This is a genomic window from Pseudomonas mandelii (genome assembly GCF_900106065.1).
In the GTDB taxonomy this organism is placed as follows: Bacteria; Pseudomonadota; Gammaproteobacteria; order Pseudomonadales; family Pseudomonadaceae; genus Aquipseudomonas; species Aquipseudomonas mandelii.
On record NZ_LT629796.1, the window covers coordinates 3,409,371 to 3,427,679 of the forward strand.

General features: G+C 59.1%; 20 protein-coding genes and 1 tRNA gene. 6 read left to right on the top strand and 15 right to left on the bottom strand.

Features of this window, described 5'->3' with window-relative positions:
- Positions 1–17: 17 nt before the first annotated feature.
- From pth to BLU63_RS15690, 7 genes are all read right to left on the bottom strand, one after another.
- Positions 18–602, bottom strand: a complete 585-nt coding sequence (gene pth / locus BLU63_RS15660; protein WP_010458286.1) for an aminoacyl-tRNA hydrolase — start codon at positions 600–602, stop codon at positions 18–20.
- A gap of 170 nt (positions 603–772) precedes the next feature.
- A complete protein-coding gene (locus BLU63_RS15665) occupies positions 773–1,375 on the bottom strand; it encodes a 50S ribosomal protein L25/general stress protein Ctc (RefSeq protein WP_074880258.1) in 603 nt (200 codons plus the stop codon).
- Positions 1,376–1,516: 141 nt separating this feature from the next.
- Entirely contained in the window at positions 1,517–2,458 is a 942-nt protein-coding gene (locus tag BLU63_RS15670) for a ribose-phosphate pyrophosphokinase (RefSeq protein ID WP_010458281.1), read from the bottom strand.
- 46 nt (positions 2,459–2,504) lie between these two features.
- Positions 2,505–2,579: transfer RNA gene (locus BLU63_RS15675), tRNA-Gln, on the bottom strand.
- Positions 2,580–2,615: 36 nt separating this feature from the next.
- Positions 2,616–3,467: a 4-(cytidine 5'-diphospho)-2-C-methyl-D-erythritol kinase gene (ispE, locus tag BLU63_RS15680; RefSeq protein WP_010458280.1), complete on the bottom strand. Its 852-nt coding sequence runs from the start codon at positions 3,465–3,467 to the stop codon at positions 2,616–2,618.
- A gap of 2 nt (positions 3,468–3,469) precedes the next feature.
- On the bottom strand, positions 3,470–4,087 hold the full coding sequence (lolB, locus tag BLU63_RS15685; protein ID WP_010458278.1) for a lipoprotein insertase outer membrane protein LolB: 618 nt from the start codon (positions 4,085–4,087) through the stop codon (positions 3,470–3,472).
- A 4-nt stretch (positions 4,088–4,091) separates the two neighbouring features.
- Entirely contained in the window at positions 4,092–5,816 is a 1,725-nt protein-coding gene (locus BLU63_RS15690) for a tetratricopeptide repeat protein (RefSeq protein WP_077749018.1), read from the bottom strand.
- 182 nt (positions 5,817–5,998) lie between these two features.
- On the opposite strand from BLU63_RS15690, the gene hemA reads away from it, so the two are divergent.
- The 6 genes from hemA (at position 5,999) to BLU63_RS15720 (ending at position 11,367) form a co-directional block, all read left to right on the top strand.
- The gene (hemA, locus tag BLU63_RS15695) at positions 5,999–7,288 is read left to right on the top strand and encodes a glutamyl-tRNA reductase (protein ID WP_083375756.1); all 1,290 of its coding nucleotides are present in this window, start codon (positions 5,999–6,001) and stop codon (positions 7,286–7,288) included.
- Entirely contained in the window at positions 7,285–8,367 is a 1,083-nt protein-coding gene (prfA, locus tag BLU63_RS15700) for a peptide chain release factor 1 (protein ID WP_010458272.1), read from the top strand. The genes hemA and prfA overlap by 4 nt, the downstream gene beginning before the upstream one ends.
- Positions 8,368–9,198, top strand: a complete 831-nt coding sequence (prmC, locus tag BLU63_RS15705) for a peptide chain release factor N(5)-glutamine methyltransferase (protein ID WP_010458270.1) — start codon at positions 8,368–8,370, stop codon at positions 9,196–9,198.
- Positions 9,192–9,947 (top strand): molybdopterin-synthase adenylyltransferase MoeB, encoded by a 756-nt coding sequence (locus tag BLU63_RS15710; RefSeq protein ID WP_077749017.1) that lies wholly within the window; start codon positions 9,192–9,194, stop codon positions 9,945–9,947. The genes prmC and BLU63_RS15710 overlap by 7 nt, the downstream gene beginning before the upstream one ends.
- A complete protein-coding gene (gene murI, locus BLU63_RS15715; RefSeq protein ID WP_083375757.1) occupies positions 9,940–10,731 on the top strand; it encodes a glutamate racemase in 792 nt (263 codons plus the stop codon). Before BLU63_RS15710 ends, murI begins: the two co-directional genes overlap by 8 nt.
- A gap of 117 nt (positions 10,732–10,848) precedes the next feature.
- Positions 10,849–11,367, top strand: a complete 519-nt coding sequence (locus tag BLU63_RS15720) for an acyloxyacyl hydrolase (RefSeq protein WP_010458265.1) — start codon at positions 10,849–10,851, stop codon at positions 11,365–11,367.
- 129 nt (positions 11,368–11,496) lie between these two features.
- Here the strand turns inward: BLU63_RS15720 and BLU63_RS15725 are convergent, their stop codons facing one another.
- From BLU63_RS15725 to phrB, 8 genes are read right to left on the bottom strand one after another with little or no spacing between them, the layout of a single operon-like run.
- The gene (locus BLU63_RS15725) at positions 11,497–11,802 is read right to left on the bottom strand and encodes a YkgJ family cysteine cluster protein (protein WP_083375758.1); all 306 of its coding nucleotides are present in this window, start codon (positions 11,800–11,802) and stop codon (positions 11,497–11,499) included.
- 53 nt (positions 11,803–11,855) lie between these two features.
- Entirely contained in the window at positions 11,856–12,359 is a 504-nt protein-coding gene (locus BLU63_RS15730) for a DUF2878 domain-containing protein (RefSeq protein ID WP_010458261.1), read from the bottom strand.
- Positions 12,352–13,623: an SAM-dependent methyltransferase gene (locus BLU63_RS15735; protein ID WP_077749013.1), complete on the bottom strand. Its 1,272-nt coding sequence runs from the start codon at positions 13,621–13,623 to the stop codon at positions 12,352–12,354. The genes BLU63_RS15730 and BLU63_RS15735 overlap by 8 nt, the downstream gene beginning before the upstream one ends.
- Positions 13,610–14,425 carry a DUF1365 domain-containing protein gene (locus BLU63_RS15740; RefSeq protein ID WP_077749012.1) on the bottom strand — a complete coding sequence of 272 codons (816 nt, stop codon included), beginning with the start codon at positions 14,423–14,425 and terminating at the stop codon, positions 13,610–13,612. Before BLU63_RS15740 ends, BLU63_RS15735 begins: the two co-directional genes overlap by 14 nt.
- Positions 14,422–15,669, bottom strand: a complete 1,248-nt coding sequence (locus BLU63_RS15745; protein ID WP_083375759.1) for an NAD(P)/FAD-dependent oxidoreductase — start codon at positions 15,667–15,669, stop codon at positions 14,422–14,424. Before BLU63_RS15745 ends, BLU63_RS15740 begins: the two co-directional genes overlap by 4 nt.
- Entirely contained in the window at positions 15,666–16,448 is a 783-nt protein-coding gene (locus BLU63_RS15750; RefSeq protein WP_077749010.1) for an SDR family NAD(P)-dependent oxidoreductase, read from the bottom strand. The genes BLU63_RS15745 and BLU63_RS15750 overlap by 4 nt, the downstream gene beginning before the upstream one ends.
- The gene (locus BLU63_RS15755; protein WP_077749009.1) at positions 16,445–16,867 is read right to left on the bottom strand and encodes a nuclear transport factor 2 family protein; all 423 of its coding nucleotides are present in this window, start codon (positions 16,865–16,867) and stop codon (positions 16,445–16,447) included. The genes BLU63_RS15750 and BLU63_RS15755 overlap by 4 nt, the downstream gene beginning before the upstream one ends.
- On the bottom strand, positions 16,860–18,305 hold the full coding sequence (gene phrB / locus BLU63_RS15760; RefSeq protein WP_083377266.1) for a deoxyribodipyrimidine photo-lyase: 1,446 nt from the start codon (positions 18,303–18,305) through the stop codon (positions 16,860–16,862). The genes BLU63_RS15755 and phrB overlap by 8 nt, the downstream gene beginning before the upstream one ends.
- Between the last annotated feature and the right edge of the window lie 4 nt (positions 18,306–18,309).

An 18,309-nucleotide genomic window follows, 5' to 3' on the forward strand; every position in this document is an offset into this window, starting at 1 on the left:
TTTCCCCGAGGAGTGAGTCAGGCCTTCTGGCTGTGCAGGTTTTTCATCGCGCGGTTCCATTCACCGGCGAGGATATCCGGCAGCACGCCGAGGGCAAAGTCGATGCTGGCATCGAGTTTTTCCTGTTCGGCGCGTGGCGCACGACCCAGGACGAAATTTGAAACCATACTGGCAACGCCCGGGTGGCCAATGCCAAGCCGCAAGCGGTAAAAGGTATTCTGATTGCCCAGTTGCGCGATGATGTCGCGCAACCCGTTGTGACCGCCATGGCCGCCGCCCTGTTTGAGCTTGGCAACGCCGGGTGGCAGGTCGAGTTCGTCATGCGCCACCAGGATTTCTTCAGGCGTAATGCGGAAGAAGCCGGCAAGTGCCGCGACGGCCTGGCCGCTGCGGTTCATGTAGGTGGTGGGAATCAGCAGACGAACATCCTGACCCTGATGCGAATAGCGCCCGGTCAGGCCGAAATATTTGCGATCGGCCACAAGGTTGACGCCTTGCGCGTTCGCGATGCGCTCAACAAAAAGGGCCCCTGCGTTATGCCGGGTCTGTTCGTATTCAGCGCCTGGATTTCCCAGGCCAACGATCAGTTTGATGGCAGTCACGATAGGGGCCCTTCTTTGGAGTGGTGGATAACATCGCCGCAATCAGTGTGTGCGGCGAAAGTGGACGAAAAGTGCTCATTTACCATTATGTAAACTCCGCGTTCTCGCCCGCTTTCTCGCTACGTTCCAGTCCGCGATGTTACTTGATCACTCCGGCATGACAGAGTGAATTACTCTGCTGCGCCTTCTTCAGTAGCTTCTGGAGCAACACGTGGAGCGTGGACGTTGGCAACAGCCTTGTCATCGCCGTGTGCCAGAGCAACAAACTCAACGCCTTTAGGGGCTTTGAGGTCGGACAGGTGAATGATCGAACCGATTTCGGCGTTAGCCAGGTCGACTTCGATGAATTCAGGCAGGTCTTTTGGCAGGCAGGTCACTTCGATTTCCGAAACAACGTGCGAAACTTCGCCGCCTTTCTTGATCGGGGCTTCTTCGCCAACAAAGTGTACAGGCACGATAGCGGTCAGTTTCTGGCCAGCTACAACGCGCACGAAGTCAGCGTGCAGTACGTGGCCTTTGGCCGGGTGACGCTGCAGAGCCTTGATGATTACGTTTTGCTTGGTGCCGCCAACGTTCAGCTCGATGATGTGGCTGTAAGCCGCTTCGTTTTCGAGCAGTTTGGCAACTTCTTTAGCCAGCATGCTGATGGATTCAGGGGCTTTTTCGCCACCGTAAACTACAGCTGGAACCAGGCTTGCGAGACGACGCAGGCGGCGGCTCGCACCTTTCCCCAGGTCGGAACGCACTTCAGCATTCAGAGTAAATTCGTTCATTTTGTATCTCCAAAATAACCACATTCGCCCCAGCGGTTGCGACCAGCGCTAAAGGCGATATGGGCAAAAAAGCCCCGCCCCGGCAGGAATGCCGGGGCGGGGCGCTTTTCGTCAGCGAGACAGTCGAGAAGGGCAGGGCCCTTAACGGAACATCGCGCTGATCGATTCTTCATTGCTGATGCGGCGGACCGCCTCGGCAACGACCGGCGCGATATCCAGTTGACGGATACGCGTGCAGGCTTGAGCAGCAGCGGACAACGGGATGGTGTTAGTCACCACCAGTTCGTCCAGCATGGAATTTTCAATGTTTTCGATCGCCCGACCGGACAGCACAGGGTGTGTGCAGTAGGCGAAAACCTTGGCGGCGCCATGCTCTTTCAGGGCCTTGGCCGCGTGGCACAGAGTGCCGGCGGTATCGACCATGTCATCGACCAGAATACAGGTACGCCCTTCGACATCACCGATGATATGCATCACTTCAGAGTGATTGGCTTTCTCACGGCGTTTGTCGATGATCCCGAGATCCACGCCCAGGGATTTGGCAACAGCACGTGCACGCACGACGCCGCCAATGTCCGGGGACACGATCATCAGGTTTTCGAAGCGCTGATCTTCAATGTCATCCACCAGAACCGGGGAGCCGTAGATGTTATCTACCGGAATATCGAAGAAACCCTGGATTTGGTCAGCATGCAGATCAACCGTGAGAACACGGTCGATGCCGACTACGGTAAGCATGTCAGCAACGACTTTCGCGCTGATAGCCACACGTGCGGAACGCGGACGGCGATCCTGACGGGCATAACCAAAGTAAGGAATAACAGCAGTGATACGAGTAGCCGAGGAGCGGCGGAAGGCATCAGCCATCACTACCAGTTCCATCAGGTTATCGTTGGTCGGAGCGCAAGTCGGCTGAATAATGAAAACATCTTTACCGCGGACGTTTTCATTGATCTCGGCAGTAATTTCGCCGTCGGAGAACTTACCGACAGAGATGTCACCGAGAGGGATATGCAGCTGACGTACAACACGCCGAGCCAGATCGGGGTTAGCGTTCCCCGTAAAGACCATCATCTTGGACACGCGCAGTACCTGAAGGCTGAGGGTAACCTGGATGAGTATAGGAAAATGGCAGGGGCGGCTGGATTCGAACCAACGCATGGCAGGATCAAAACCTGCTGCCTTACCGCTTGGCGACGCCCCTGTATCTGTTGCAACGATTACCCAGTAATCGATTCCTTTAGAGCAGATTTTGCAGCTTGCGATGCAACATCGAAACGTTGCTTCCTTTTGCTACAAACCCTGTAAGGGTCTCTGTAAGAAGGGCCGAGACTTTATCAGCTTCAGCTTTGCTTGGGAAGCCCCCAAACACACAACTTCCAGTTCCGGTGAGTTTTGCTTCGGTAAATTTACCTAACAAATTCAATGCGTTACGTACATCTGGATAACGCCTTGCTACCACCGGTAAGCAGTCATTTCGACTGTTTCCCTTGGGAACGGGGCGCACTTTAATGGGAGAAGAGTTACGTGTCAACAACGGATCTGAAAAAATTTCTGCTGTACTTACAGATACTTGCGGCACAAGCACGAGATACCACGGTTCTTCGGGGTCTACAGGGGTGAGTTTCTCCCCTACGCCCTCGGCGAAAGCCGCGTGCCCACGCACGAAAACCGGGACGTCGGCGCCCAGTGTCAGGCCCAGCACGGCCAGTCGATCCTCATCCCAACCCAGTTGCCAGAGATGATTGAGGCCGAGCAAAGTCGTCGCGGCATTTGAACTGCCGCCACCGATTCCACCGCCCATGGGCAGGATTTTTTCGATCCAGATATCGATGCCGAGCGAACAACCGGATTGTTCCTGAAGTTTTTTCGCGGCTTTGACGATCAGGTTGCTGTCGTGAGGAACGCCATCGAATTCGGTGTGCAACCGAATCACACCGTCGTCACGAACGGCAAACGTGATTTCGTCGCCGTAATCGAGAAACTGAAAAATCGTCTGCAACTCGTGATAACCGTCTTCACGGCGGCCGAGAATGTGCAGCATCAGATTGAGTTTGGCCGGGGAGGGCAGCGTCAAGCGCGCAACGGTCATGTTCACTGCCCCAGTTTGCGTGGTTGCCATTCCTTGATCACCAGCGTGACATCAAGGTCGGTGCCGTGCAGTTTGATCCGCTCGGGCAGCCAGTAGCCGTTTTGCTCGGCGTAACTGAGGTATTCGACTTGCCAGCCGTCCTGCTCGAGATTGGCCAGCCGACTGTCGGCGTCCAGGGTCAGGCGACTTTTGCTGTCCGGGGCCGGAAGCCCGCGAACCCACCACGCCAGATTGGACACCGGCAGCTTCCAGCCGAGCTGTTCTTCAACCAGCGCTTCGGGGGTCGTGGCGTCATATCGGCCCTGATTGGCCACTTCCAGCGAGACTTTGCCCGGGCGGCCGGTCAAACGAGCCGCGCCGCGACCCAGCGGGCCGGAGAGGCGAATGTCGTAGTAATCCTGTCGCTGCAGCCAGAACAACGTGCCGCTGCCCGAGTCTTTTGGCGCACGAATACCGATCTTGCCGTTGATCTGCCAGCCATCAAGGCTGGTCAGTTGCTGTTTGTAATCGCGCCATTGGGCCGTGTTGCCTTGGCCCTGGACCGATTCGCGGGCGCCGAAGCCCGCGCAACCGGCGAGCAGGGCGATGAAACTGAAAACAACAAGGTGGCGCAAAAACATAATCTTAAAGAGTCTCTGATCCGGTCAGGCGCTTGATGGTGCTGCGCAGGATGGGGCTGTCGGGTTGTTCCTTGAGGAACTTGCTCCAGATTTGCCTGGCTTCCCGCTGTTTGCCATTGGCCCACAGGACTTCGCCCAGGTGAGCGGCAACTTCCTGATCGGGAAAGCGATCCAGGGCCTGACGCAGATAGCGCTCGGCTTCATCGAGATTGCCCAGGCGGAAGTGTACCCAGCCGAGGCTGTCGAGTACCGCCGGGTCTTCCGGGTTGATCTGGTGCGCTTGTTCGATCAGGGCCTTGGCTTCGGCGTAACGCGTCGTGCGGTCCGACAAGGTGTAGCCGAGGGCGTTCAACGCCATCGCATTGTCCGGGTCGCGCTTGATGATCAGGCGCAGGTCTTTTTCCATCTGCGCCAGGTCATTGCGTTTTTCCGCCTGCATGGCGCGGGTGTAAAGCAGGTTCAAATCGTCCGGGTACTTCTGCAGCGCGGTTTGCAGAACCTTCCACGCCTTGTCGGGCTGATTGTTGGCAGACAAGGTCTCGGCTTCGATCAGGTACAACTGGATCGCGTAATCAGGTTGCTCGTCGCGTTCCGTAGCCAGACGGCTTTGCGCTTCGGCGGTCTTGCCGTTGTTGATCAGAATGTCGGTCTGGCGCAGTTGCGCAGGCAGATAGTCATTGCCGGGGCCGACCTGGGCGTACTCGATCAGTGCGCCTTGTGGGTCGTTGCGCTCTTCAGCTATACGACCGAGGTTCAGGTGCGCCGAATCGACGTGGCTTTCCCGGGCGACCAAGTCTTCCAGATAACCCTTGGCCTCGTCCCAGGCCTTGGCTTCCAGGCACACCAGCGCCAGGGAATAACGCAGTTCGTCGTCTTCCGGGTATTGCTGGACCAGGCTTGAGAACTCGACCTTGGCGTCGTCCATGCGGTCCTGTTCAACCAGCATGCGTGCATACGTCAGGCGCAGACGCTTGTCGTCCGGGTATTTCTTGATGCTTTTTTGCAGCAGTGGCAAGGCTTCATCGCCACGGTTGAGCACTTGCAACAGGCGCGCGCGCAGCAGGATCGGGGCAATTTCGCCGTCGTCCGGCGGATTGTCTTCAAGCAAGGTCAGCGCGCCTTTGGCGTCACCGTCCTGTTGCAACAGCAAAGCCTTGCCGAAAATCAACTGGTTGTTGTTCGGGTGGCGCTGCAATAAGCGGTCAAAACTTTTCATCAGGCCGTTGCGCGTGTCCTGGTCGGTATCGGCCGCGGACAGGGCAAGAAAGTCGAAATGCGTGTCGCCTTTGCCGAGCAGGACTTTCTCCATATACACCATGGAGTCGTCATAACGCCCGGCGCGCGCCAGCTGCACGGCAGCCGCGCGTTGCGCCTCGAGATCGTCCGGGGCGTTTTTTGCCCAGATCAACGCGGTATCCAGGGCAGCCTGATCGGCGCCAAGGTATTCGGCAATGCGGAAGGCTCGCTCGGAGATGCCCGGATCCTGAGTGTTGATGGCCTGGGTGACGTAGTTGTCCAGGGCAATGTCGAAACGATTGCGCTGGCCAGCCAGTTCGGCGCTCAACAGGCTGAAGACGGTTTCTTCACTGAATGAGCTATAAACCTTGGGCTTTTCAGGGGCCGGAGTGCTGTCTTCGACCGGCGGCGTACCGTCCGACGAAACGGGTGCCAAGACCTGGCAGCCGCTGAGGAAGACAAAAGCGAGGAGCAACGCGGAAGATCTATTCATATAGGAAGAGGACGACTAACCTGCGGTCGGATCATCATGACACAAGCCTTCGGCCAAACATAACCGAGTCTCGATGGATGCCTTTATAGAGGCAGGTCATTGGGACAATAGTCAGCGGTAGTTGTTCTGGCTCTGTCGAAGTAGGACAATTGCCGGCTTCACGTCACCATCAGCGACCTTGAATGGCCTTCCTTGCACTCGGTATCAACCACAAGACTGCTTCAGTAGACGTCCGCGAGCGCGTGGCCTTTACCCCTGAGCAGCTGGTGGAGGCCTTGCAGCAGCTCTGCCGACTTACCGACAGCCGCGAAGCTGCGATCCTCTCCACCTGCAATCGCAGTGAACTCTATATAGAACAGGATCACCTTTCGGCTGACATCATCTTGCGCTGGCTGGCCGATTATCATCATTTGAGCCTCGAAGAGCTGCGTGCGAGCGCTTATGTGCACGAAGATGATGCGGCAGTTCGTCACATGATGCGGGTGGCTTCCGGGCTCGATTCGCTGGTGTTGGGCGAACCGCAGATCCTCGGCCAGATGAAATCGGCCTACGCCGTGGCGCGTGAGGCCGGCACCATCGGTCCGCTGCTCGGGCGCTTGTTTCAAGCGACGTTCAACGCCGCCAAGCAAGTGCGCACCGACACCGCCATCGGCGAGAACCCGGTGTCCGTGGCGTTTGCCGCGGTCAGCCTGGCGAAACAGATTTTCAGCGATTTACAGCGCAGCCAGGCCTTGCTGATCGGCGCCGGAGAGACCATCACCCTGGTCGCCCGCCACCTGCATGAACTGGGTGTAAAGCGCATTGTGGTCGCCAACCGAACCCTGGAACGCGCGAGCATCCTTGCCGAGCAGTTTGGTGCCCATGCCGTTTTGCTCTCGGACATCCCGGCAGAGCTGGTGCGCAGCGACATCGTGATCAGTTCCACTGCCAGCCAGTTGCCGATCCTTGGCAAAGGCGCCGTGGAAAGCGCGTTGAAACTGCGCAAGCACAAACCGATCTTCATGGTAGACATCGCTGTTCCTCGGGATATCGAGCCGGAAGTCGGCGAGTTGGACGACGTTTACCTCTATAGCGTCGACGATCTCCACGAAGTGGTCGCCGAGAACCTCAAGAGCCGGCAGGGCGCTGCCCAGGCGGCGGAAGATATGGTCTTGGTCGGTGCCGAAGATTTCATGGTCCGCCTGCGTGAACTGGCGGCGGTGGATGTGCTCAAGGCCTATCGCCAACAAAGCGAGCGCATGCGCGACGAAGAATTGCAGAAGGCCCAGCGCATGCTGGCCAATGGCAGCAGCGCCGAAGAGGTGCTGGTGCAATTGGCGCGTGGCCTGACCAACAAACTCTTGCACGCCCCGAGTGTGCAGTTGAAAAAGCTTTCTGCCGAAGGCCGCCTCGATGCGCTGGCCATGGCCCAGGAACTCTTTGCCCTGAATGAGGGCTCATCGGATAGCTTTTCGGATAAGAAACCGCAATGAAAGCGTCACTGCTCAATAAGCTGGACATCCTCCAGGACCGTTTCGAGGAATTGACCGCCCTGCTTGGCGATGGCGAAGTCATTTCCGATCAAAACAAATTCCGCACCTATTCCAAGGAATACGCGGAAGTCGAACCGATTGTCGCCACCTATAAACAGCTGCTCAAAGTGCAAGGCGACCTCGAAGGTGCCCAGGCACTGCTCAAGGACAGCGACCCGGACATGCGCGAAATGGCCGTGGAAGAAGTTCGCGAAGCCAAAGAGCAACTGATCGACATCGAAGCCAGCCTGCAACGCATGCTGCTACCCAAGGACCCGAATGACGGGCGTAACGTGTTCCTCGAAATTCGTGCCGGCACCGGCGGTGACGAAGCGGCGATTTTTTCCGGCGACCTGTTCCGTATGTATTCGCGTTATGCCGAGCGGCGTGGCTGGCGGGTGGAAATTCTCTCGGAGAACATCGGTGAGCACGGCGGCTATAAAGAAGTCATCGCCCGTGTTGAAGGCGAAAACGTCTACGGCAAACTGAAGTTCGAATCCGGCGTGCACCGCGTGCAACGGGTTCCGGCCACCGAATCCCAGGGTCGCATCCACACCTCGGCCTGCACCGTGGCGGTGTTGCCTGAGCCGGATGAGCAGGAAACGATCGAGATCAACCCGGCGGACCTGCGGGTCGATACCTATCGTTCCTCCGGGGCCGGCGGCCAGCACGTCAACAAGACCGACTCGGCGATCCGCATCACGCACTTGCCGTCCGGTATCGTCGTCGAATGCCAGGAAGAACGCTCGCAACACAAGAACCGTGCCCGGGCGATGTCCTGGCTGTCGGCCAAGCTCAACGATCAACAAACCAGCGCCGCCGCCAATGCCATCGCCAGCGAGCGTAAGCTGCTGGTCGGTTCGGGCGATCGCTCCGAGCGCATCCGCACCTACAACTTTGCCCAGGGCCGGGTGACCGACCACCGGGTCAACCTGACGCTGTATTCCCTCGACGAAGTCCTAGCGGGCGGCGTCGAGGCCGTGATTGAACCGTTACTGGCCGAGTTCCAGGCCGATCAATTGGCAGCGATAGGTGAGTAAATGACGATCATTGCCAGTTTGTTGCGCGCCGCCGATTTGCCCGACTCGCCCACGGCGCGTCTGGATGCCGAATTATTGCTGGCCGCGGCCTTGGGCAAGTCCCGCAGCTTTCTGCACACCTGGCCGGAACGCATTGTGCCGAGCGAAGCCGCGCTGAAGTTTGCCGAGTACCTGCAACGTCGTCGCGGCGGTGAGCCGGTGGCCTACATTCTGGGGCAGCAAGGGTTCTGGAAGCTTGATCTGGAAGTCGCGCCGCACACGCTGATCCCGCGCCCGGATACCGAACTGCTGGTGGAAGCGGCGCTGGAATTGCTGCCAGCCACACCGGCCCAAGTGCTCGATCTTGGCACCGGCAGCGGCGCCATTGCCCTGGCTTTGGCCAGCGAGCGTCCGGCGTGGAAAGTCACTGCGGTGGATCGCATACTCGAGGCCGTGGCGCTGGCCGAACGCAATCGTCAGCGCCTGCACTTGAACAATGCCACGGTACTGAGCAGCCATTGGTTCAGCGCCCTGGAAGGTCAGCGTTTTCATCTGATCATCAGCAACCCGCCGTACATCGCCTCCGCCGACCCGCATCTGGTAGAAGGCGATGTGCGCTTCGAACCGGCCAGCGCTCTGGTGGCTGGCGTCGACGGACTCGATGATTTGCGCCTGATCGTCGCCCAGGCGCCGGATTATCTGGAGGCCGGTGGCTGGCTGATGCTCGAACACGGTTACGATCAAGCCGAAGCCGTGCGCGACTTGCTGTTGAGCCGCGGCTTTGAAGCAGTCCACAGCCGCACCGATCTGGGCGGTCACGAACGTATCAGCCTGGGGCGCCTGCCGTGCTGAATGATCAGGAATTGTTGCGCTATAGCCGGCAGATTCTGTTGCAACACGTCGATATCGACGGCCAGTTGCGGCTGAAAGAAAGCCGCGTGTTGATCGTCGGCCTCGGTGGTCTCGGCTCACCGGTGGCGCTGTATCTGGCCGCGGCCGGTGTCGGCGAGCTGCACCTGGCGGATTTCGATACGGTCGACCTGACCAATCTGCAACGCCAGATCGTTCACGACACTGACAGCGTCGGCTTGAGCAAGGTCGATTCAGCGATCCGCCGACTGAGCGCGATCAATCCCGAGATCCAACTGATCGCCCATCGCACCGCACTGGACGAAGATTCTCTGGCGGCCGCCGTGGCGGCGGTGGATCTGGTGCTGGACTGTTCCGATAATTTTTCGACCCGAGAAGCGGTCAACGCGGCCTGCGTTACTGCCGGCAAACCGCTGGTCAGCGGCGCGGCAATTCGCCTCGAAGGGCAGTTGTCGGTGTTTGACCCGCGACGCCCGGAAAGCCCGTGCTACCACTGTCTATACGGTCACGGTAGCGAAGCCGAATTGACCTGCAGTGAAGCCGGCGTTGTCGGTCCACTGGTTGGGCTGGTGGGCAGCCTCCAGGCGCTGGAAGCCCTGAAGCTGCTGGTGGGTTTCGGCGAGCCGCTGGTGGGGCGCCTGTTGCTGATCGATGCCTTGGGCTCGCGCTTCCGTGAATTGCGGGTCAAGCGCGATCCGGGCTGCAGCGTCTGTGGTTCGACACATGCGTGAAGCGCCAATCGGCGTATTCGACTCCGGCGTCGGTGGGCTTTCGGTATTGGCCGAGATCCAGCGTTTGCTGCCCAACGAGTCGCTGCTGTACGTCGCCGATTGCGGCAATGTTCCCTACGGCGAAAAAACCCCTGAATTCATCCAGCAGCGTTGCAGCGTGATGGCCGAATTCTTTCAGCAGCAGGGCGCGAAGGCCTTGGTGCTGGCCTGCAACACGGCGACCGTCGCCGGTGTTGCGGACTTGCGGCGCGATTTCCCTGCGTGGCCCATCGTCGGCATGGAGCCCGCCGTCAAACCTGCCGCTGCCGCCACCCGCAGTGGTGTGGTCGGCGTACTTGCCACCACTGGCACGTTGCAGAGCGCCAAGTTCGCGGCGTTGCTCGATCGTTTCGCCACTGATGTACGCGTTATCACTCAGCCGTGCCCCGGCCTGGTGGAGCTGATTGAAAACGGCGATCTGCACAGCGAGGCATTGCGTCAGTTGCTGGCCGGGTACGTCGGGCCGCTGCTCGGCGCCGGGTGCGACACGATAATTCTGGGCTGCACGCATTATCCCTTCCTAAAGCCATTGCTTAAGCAGATGATCCCTGAAGACATCAGCTTGATCGACACCGGTGCCGCTGTTGCGCGGCAACTCCAGCGTTTGTTGGCCGAGCGTGAGTTACTTGCCGAGGGGCCGGCACGTGCTGCGCAGTTCTGGACGAGTGCCGATCCGGAGCATTTCAGGACTATTTTGCCGACGCTGTGGAACAGCGGCGGTGTTGTGCAAAGCTTCGATAGATAACTAAAAAAAAAGTGGGCGAAAACGAATAATTGGGCTGAACTTCTGATTAATCGTCGACTTCTATAGCGGTAAGCAACAAAAAAACCATATGAAATCGTTCGGAAAAGGATGTTTCTAGTGAAGCGACTATTCTGCTTGGCCGCGATTGCGGCCGCACTGATGGGGCACAGTTTTACCGCGCAGGCGGCAGGCGTGGAATTCGCGGTCGGACAGACCAGCGAGTCGACCATGACCTATCGATTGGGCATGCAATTCGATTGGGACAAGAGCTGGTTGCAGAGTGATATCGGTCGCTTGACGGGGTACTGGAGCGGTGCCTACACCTATTGGGACGGCGACAAGACTTCCAGCAACCACAGCCTGTCGTTCGCGCCGGTGTTGGTTTACGAATTTGCTGGCCAGACCGTCAAGCCTTATGTGGAGTTGGGGGTCGGCGTCGCGGTATTCGCCAATACCGAAGTCGAAAACAATCAACTCGGCAGTGCTTTTCAGTTTGAAGACCGGTTCGGTTTTGGCCTGCGCTTTACCGGCGGACATGAAGTCGGCATTCGTGCGACGCACTATTCCAATGCCGGGCTCAGTAGCCCGAACAACGGTGTAGAAAGTTACGCGCTGCACTACACGATGCCGCTCTGAGACTCGCTCCTTTAAGTGTGGGAGCGAGCCTGCTCGCAATTGCGGTCTGCCATTCAGCAACAGTGTTGACTGACAGGAAGCCATCGCGAGCAGGTTCGCTCCCACACTGGATGTGCGTCGACTTCAAATTCAGCGATACGCCGTGGTAATCCCCTGGCGCTCTTCGAGGCACTCCGGTGCGCCCATCTCGAACTCCCGGCAGATCAGCGGGCGCTTTTCGTAGATGGTGCACATCATGCTGTCGCGATCCAGCGCAGCGCACCAGCCGTCATCCAGACGCAGCATGACTTCCCCGCCCCAATCATCGGTATCGATAAAACGTTCAGGCACGCCCGTGTCGGTGATCAGCATGACTTCGAGCTGGCAGCAACAGGCTGCGCAAGTCGAGCACGTGACGGCCTGTTCGGTGATTTGCGTGTGGGGAATGGTTTTCATGGCGGGCAGTGTAAGGCAGTGCGCCCTGGCTGTGTTAAAGGCCTGACGGACGCTTAGCTGCGGGTGTCCGCCGCCAGTCGTTGCGCCATGAAATGCAGCGTTGGGAACAGCATCGCCCAGAGCAGGCCGATACCCAGCAGCGTGGGCACCTGACCGTAAGGAAACTGCACGCCGGCCAGTTGTCCACCGGCGTAATACGACAATGGCCCACCCACGGCGCCCAGCAGGCTGCCGAGCCACCAAGGTTTGGCGGTCCATTGCAGGCAGTGGCGCAACGTGGTTGCCAGTAACGCCCACAACAGCATCAGCCACAGCGGGATCAAGGGCGCGACGTCGGCGAAATCGAACACACCAAGCCAGCGCAACGAACTGTCGACGGTGGTGCCCAGCAGCACAACGCTGAGAATCAGTCGGCCTTCATCCGCCCAGCGACTTATCCACAGCAGATGAATCACCAGTACCGCCAACGCCACCAGCAACCATAAACTGTCGCCGCCCATCACACAGGCAAACCAGCCGAGCTGAAACAGTGCGGCATTGGCCAAGCGCTCACGCATCGAAGCGCCCCAGCAGCGGCGCGGGCATTGCCGAGGGTTTGGCCAGCACCATTTGCGCGGTGCCGATGGTGCGCTCCAGAAACCCCCCTTCGCAGTAGCACAGATAAAATTCCCACAACCGCAGGAAATAATCGTCGTAGCCCAACTCGCTCAAGCGGCCCTGGGCTCGGCGAAAATTCTCATGCCACAGGCGCAGGGTTCGGGCGTAGTGCAGGCCGAAATCCTCCATGTGCAGCAAATTCATGTCGGTGTCGCGGCTGATGACTTCCAGCATCTTCTGCACACAGGGTAGGGCACCGCCAGGAAAAATGTAACGCTGAATGAAATCGACGCTGCCCTTGGCCTGTTCGTAGCGCTGTTCGCGGATGGTGATGGCCTGCAACAGCATCAAGCCGTTGCTTTTGAGCAACTGCGCGCATTGCTTGAAATAGACCGGCAGGAAGCGATGGCCGACGGCTTCGATCATCTCGATCGACACCAATTTGTCGTACTGCCCGGTGAGGTCGCGGTAATCCTTGAGCAGCAGCGTGACCTGGTCTTGCAGGCCGAGGGCTTCAATGCGTTGGGCAGTGAAGGCGTACTGTTCTTTTGAAAGCGTGGTGGTGGTGACCTTGCAGCCGTAATGCTGCGCCGCGTAAAGCGCCATGCTGCCCCAGCCGGTGCCGATTTCCAGCAAGTGATCACTGGGTTTGAGCGCGAGTTTCTGGCAGATCCGTTCCAGCTTGTTCAACTGCGCCTGTTCCAGGCTGTCTTCGTCCGTCAGGAACTGTGCGGCGGAGTACATCATCGTGGGATCGAGAAACTGTTCGAACAGGTCGTTGCCCAGATCGTAGTGGGCGGCGATGTTTTTCTGCGAACCCTTGCGCGTGTTGCGATTGAGCCAGTGCAGCGCTTGAACGAAAGGGCGGCCGAGTTTCGCCAGACCACCTTCCAGCGCATCCAGTACCTCAAGGTTACTGACGAACACGCGAACCACCGCGGTCAAGTCCGGCGAACTCCAATAACCGTGGATAAACGCTTCGCCAGCGCCGATCGAGCCGTTACCCGCCACCAGCCCCCACGCCGCCGCGTCGAGGATATGGATCTCCCCGATCAATGGGCTGCCTGCGGTCCCGAAAACTTGCCGTTCGCCGTTTTCGATGACCACCAGTTGTCCATGTTTGAGCTGCGTGAGTTGCCGCAATACACCACGGCGCAGCAACGATCCGGTCAGGCCGTTGGTGCTGAGCAGATTGACTTTAGCCGAGGCGCTAGAGGATTTCATGACGGTGATCCTTGGGAGGAACGATGGCGGTTTGAACGCTGCCAACGGCAGCCTGATGAGCAAATATCGGTGCGCGCTTGAGCAGCAGGCGCAGGGCCTGCCAATAGATCGCCAGGCAGGTTTTCGCCGTCATCCATGGAAAGCGCCGCAAGTAACGATGCAGGCTGGCACGGTCCAGTGCCTGGCGTTTCAAGCTGAGCGTGGCGTCGAACAACTTCAGCTCGCCCTGCCAGTCCGCCATGTGCACGCCGAGCCTTTTCGCGGCGGGGCTAAAACTCATGCGGTATTCCAGGTCTGGCGGTAGAAACGGCGAAACGTGAAACGCCTTCGCCACGGCAAAATGTTGATGGAAATCGCCGAGATTCTCCGGGGCCTTGGCCGGCAATACATAGTGATAACGCTCGCGCCACGGGGTGTTGGTGACTTCGCAAAGAATCGCCGCCAGTTGCCCGTCCGCCTCATGGCAGTAGAAAAAACTCACCGGGTTGAACGACAAACCCCAACTGCGCGGCTGGGTCAGCAGGCAGATCGAACCTTGGGGCGCATGACCGATGGCCTGGCCGACGAGCTGGCGCACCGCGTCAATCAGGCGCATGCCGCTGCCGGTATAGGTTTTGAGGTAATCGCTCTCGCGAAACGAGAACGGTGCAAAGCGACTGTTGCCCGAGAACGGCGACAGGCCGAGCACGGCCTCCTGTTCGTCGAGGTCCAGGTACAACAGACCGATCCGGTAACGGAAGGCATGAGGCTTTGGGGCGAACCGCCGATGGGCGATCCAGCCGCTGTAGAGGGCGCTGTTCACAACACTTCACCAAACGAGCGAGCAACGCGCAACGCGCTGACCACGCCGTCTTCATGGAAACCGTTGGCCCAATAGGCGCCGCAATAATAAGTGTGTTGCGCGCCGTCCAGCTCCTCCCAACGGCTTTGTGCTTCGACCGCCGCCAGGCTGAATTGCGGATGGGCGTAAGTGTATTTGGCGAGCACTTTGAACGGGCTGATGCCGGCGCTCTGGTTCAGGCTGACGCAGAACGTGGTATCGCTCTGGATGCCTTGCAGGATGTTCATGTCGTAGGTGACAGTGGCCCGTGTGTGGCCCGGGCCACCGAGGCGGTAATTCCAGCTGGCCCACGCAAGTTTTCGAGTAGGCAGCAGGCGTGTGTCGGTGTGCAGCACCACTTCGTTGTCGGCGTAGGGCAGGGCGCTGAGGATCGATTGTTCGGCATCGCTCGGCTTGGCCAGCAGTTTCAGGGCCTGATCGCTGTGGCAGGCGAACACCACTTTGTCGAATCGTTCGCTGCCGGCGGCGCTGTGGATAATGACGCCTTGTTCATCACGCTCGACCCGGGTGACGGGGCAGTTGAGTCGGATGTTCTGTTTGAACGTCGCCGTCAGTGGCTCGATGTAAGCGCTCGAGCCACCTTCGATCACCCGCCACTGCGGACGATTGCTGACGGACAGCAGGCCGTGATTCTTGAAAAACCTGACGAAGGATTGCAGCGGGAAACCGAGCATGTCAGCCATGGACATCGACCAGATTGCTGCGCCCATCGGCACGATGTAATGCAGGATGAAGCGTTCGCCATAGCGGCCGTTTTTCAGATAGTCGTCCAGCGTGGTGTCGGCGGCGATCCGACCCTCGGCCAGGTCACGCTGCGCCTCTTTGTTGAAGCGCTGGATGTCGCGCAACATGCCCCAGAAGCCGGGTGACAACAGATTTCGCCGTTGGGCAAACAAGCTGTTGAGGTTATTGCCGTTGTATTCCAGGCCCGAGTCCGGATCCTTCACTGAAAAACTCATTTCAGTCGGTTTCGACACCACGCCGATCTGGCCGAGCAGGCGAATGAAATTCGGGTAGGTCCAGTCGTTGAACACAATGAAACCGGTGTCCACGGCGTAGCGCTGGTCATCCACGGTCACGTCCACGGTATGGGTGTGCCCGCCGATCCAGTCGCTGGCCTCGAACAGGGTGATCTCATGCCTGCGATTGAGCAGGTAGGCGCTGGTGAGCCCCGAGATTCCGCTGCCAATGATCGCAATGTTCACGGCACGTCCCTGATCGGTGGGCTGCTGCGCACCATGCGTTTGCCGATGGCCAGTTTCACGCAATTGGGCATTTTCGACAGGGGCCAGAGAGCCGCCATGAACAGCCCCGGAAAAGCGATCTCCAGGGGACGGTTCTTGAGTTTGGCGAAGATGTGCCGGGCGGCTTTCGCCACTGGCCAACTGAGCGGCATCGGGAAGTCGTTTTTCGCCGTCAGTGGGGTCTCGACAAACCCCGGGCTGACCACCGTGACTTCGATGCCTTCCGGCGCAAGATCGATGCGCAGGGATTCGAACAGATAACGCAGCCCGGCCTTCGACGCGCCATAGGCTTCGGCCCGTGGCAGCGGCAGGTAGGTCACCGAACTGGCGACGCCCACCAGATGCGGCGCGTTGCCCTTGCGCAACAAGGGCAACGCGGCCTCGATGCAATAGGCGCTCGCGAGCAGGTTGGTGCGCACCACGTGTTCGACGATCGAGGAATCGAACTGCTTGACGTCGACGTATTCGCACGTGCCGGCGTTGAGGATCACCGTGTCCAGCGAGCCCCATTCATGGGCGATCTGTTCGCCGATTTCGCGCACCGCCTGACTGCTCGTCAAATCGCCGGGCACGACCAGCACTTGCCCCGGATAACGCAGGGACAAGACTTTCAGCACCGCTGTAGAGCGCGAGCTCACGGCCAGATGGGCACCGGTTTTGAGGATTTCTTCAGCCAGCGAGGCGCCGATGCCGCTGCTGGCACCCGTCAGCCAGTATCGCCGTGGAGGTGTAAGACTCATCCCATTCTCCTTTTCAGCCAGGCAATCGCCCGACCCAATACGGGTAAATGTTCGTAAAGCAGTGCCCCGGCATCGAAGTAATCCCGGTGACGATAAACCTTGTCGCGCCAGAGCAGGTACGAGCAGCCGTCGACACGAATCAACTGGCCGCCACTCAGGCGCGGATGGCGGTAACTCATGACCCAGCGCAGATAACCTTGACCTTCGCCGGTCTGGTCGAAACCGTGAAAATCGAAACGCAGTTCGGTGACGTTGGCGTAGAGCTCCGTGAAGTAGCTGCGCAACTGTCCGAGCCCTTGCACTTCATGCAGCGGATCGGTGAAGTGCACGTCTTCGGTGTACAGCTCGCCGAGGCGTTGCAAACTGTTTTTATCCAGCTGCGCGAATTGCCGGGCAAACTGCCGCAGGAAATCACTCATGAGCGCCTCCGGCATCGTGTCGCGAGGGCAAGTTCTTGAACGCGGCCAAGGCTCGCTGGCGCGAAGTGCTCAGGTTGACGATCGGCGACGGATAATCCGCCACGCCGAACAGACCGCTGACGTTCGCCGGGTTGTGCACGTCTTTTTTGTTCAGCCCGGCCAGTTCCGGCAGCCAGTGCTTGATGAACACGCCTTCGGCGTCGAATTTCTCCGATTGGCTCAGCGGATTGAAAATACGGAAATAAGGGGCCGAGTCAGTGCCCGTGGACGAACTCCACTGCCAGCCACCGTTGTTCGCCGCCAGGTCGCCGTCGATCAAGTGGCGCATGAAAAAGCGTTCGCCTTCGCGCCAGTCGATCAGCAGGTTCTTGGTCAGGAACATCGCCACCACCATGCGCAAGCGGTTGTGCATCCAGCCGGTTTCGAGCAATTGACGCATCGCTGCGTCGATGATCGGCAGGCCGGTACGGGCTTGCTGCCAGGCCAGCAGTTCTTCCGGGGCGTCGCGCCAGGCCAGGGCTTCGGTTTCCGGGCGGAAGGCACGGTGACGCGAGACCCGTGGGTAGCCCACCAGAATGTGTTTGTAGAACTCGCGCCACAGCAGCTCGTTGATCCAGGTGACCGCGCCCACCTTGCCGCTTTCGAACTCGCCTTGATTACTGTGCAGGGCGGCGTGCAAACACTGGCGCGGGGAAATCACCCCGGCAGCGAGGTAAGCCGAGAGCTGGCTGGTGCCGGGTTTGGCCGGGAAGTCGCGCTCGCTTTTGTAGTAATCGATTTGTGCGTCGGCGAAGGTGTCGAGACGGCGTTGAGCTTCGGCTTCGCCGGCGGGCCAGAGCTGGCGCAGGCTGTCACTGGGCGTTTCGAACCCTTCGACGCTCGACGGAATGTCGTCACTGCTGATGGGCAACGGATCCTGTACGGCCGGTTTGGCCACCCGTCCCGGAAGCGACCGGTGCAGACGTTCGTAACAAACTTTGCGGAACTGGCTGAAGACCTGGAAGTAGGTGCCAGTCTTGGTCAACACGGTTCCCGGTTTGAACAACAACTGATCGAGGTAGCTGAAGAAGTCGATGCCATGGGCCTTGAGCGTTTCGGCGACTGCCGTATCGCGGCGGCTTTCATGAACCCCGTATTCCTCGTTGACGTGCACCGCCTCCGCGTTTAATTGCTGACACAGCTTGAGCAAAACCTGCGGCGCTTCATCCCAGCGAGGGGCGTGGCGAATCAGAAGGGGGATGTTCAGTTCGCCCAGCGCGTCGCTCAGTTCACCCAGATTGCGCAGCCAGAAATCCACTTTGCACGGCGCGTCATCGTGTTCCAGCCATTGCGCCGGGCTCAACAGGTACACGGCCACCGTCGGGCCGCGAGCGGCAGCAGCCGACAGGGCGGTGTTGTCGTGCAGGCGCAAGTCGCTACGCAACCAGATCAAATGCATGGAA

Excerpts from the sequence above, each read along its gene's own strand:
- BLU63_RS15690 (WP_077749018.1), bottom strand. The coding sequence starts at position 5,816 with ATGAATAGATCTTCCGCGTTGCTCCTCGCTTTTGTCTTCCTCAGCGGC.
- BLU63_RS15755 (WP_077749009.1), bottom strand. The coding sequence starts at position 16,867 with ATGAGTGATTTCCTGCGGCAGTTTGCCCGGCAATTCGCGCAGCTGGAT.
- BLU63_RS15730 (WP_010458261.1), bottom strand. The coding sequence starts at position 12,359 with ATGCGTGAGCGCTTGGCCAATGCCGCACTGTTTCAGCTCGGCTGGTTT.
- prfA (WP_010458272.1), top strand. The coding sequence starts at position 7,285 with ATGAAAGCGTCACTGCTCAATAAGCTGGACATCCTCCAGGACCGTTTC.
- lolB (WP_010458278.1), bottom strand. The coding sequence starts at position 4,087 with ATGTTTTTGCGCCACCTTGTTGTTTTCAGTTTCATCGCCCTGCTCGCC.
- murI (WP_083375757.1), top strand. The coding sequence starts at position 9,940 with ATGCGTGAAGCGCCAATCGGCGTATTCGACTCCGGCGTCGGTGGGCTT.
- ispE (WP_010458280.1), bottom strand. The coding sequence starts at position 3,467 with ATGACCGTTGCGCGCTTGACGCTGCCCTCCCCGGCCAAACTCAATCTG.
- hemA (WP_083375756.1), top strand. The coding sequence starts at position 5,999 with ATGGCCTTCCTTGCACTCGGTATCAACCACAAGACTGCTTCAGTAGAC.
- BLU63_RS15665 (WP_074880258.1), bottom strand. The coding sequence starts at position 1,375 with ATGAACGAATTTACTCTGAATGCTGAAGTGCGTTCCGACCTGGGGAAA.
- prmC (WP_010458270.1), top strand. The coding sequence starts at position 8,368 with ATGACGATCATTGCCAGTTTGTTGCGCGCCGCCGATTTGCCCGACTCG.
- BLU63_RS15735 (WP_077749013.1), bottom strand. The coding sequence starts at position 13,623 with ATGAAATCCTCTAGCGCCTCGGCTAAAGTCAATCTGCTCAGCACCAAC.
- BLU63_RS15750 (WP_077749010.1), bottom strand. The coding sequence starts at position 16,448 with ATGAGTCTTACACCTCCACGGCGATACTGGCTGACGGGTGCCAGCAGC.
- phrB (WP_083377266.1), bottom strand. The coding sequence starts at position 18,305 with ATGCATTTGATCTGGTTGCGTAGCGACTTGCGCCTGCACGACAACACC.
- BLU63_RS15725 (WP_083375758.1), bottom strand. The coding sequence starts at position 11,802 with ATGAAAACCATTCCCCACACGCAAATCACCGAACAGGCCGTCACGTGC.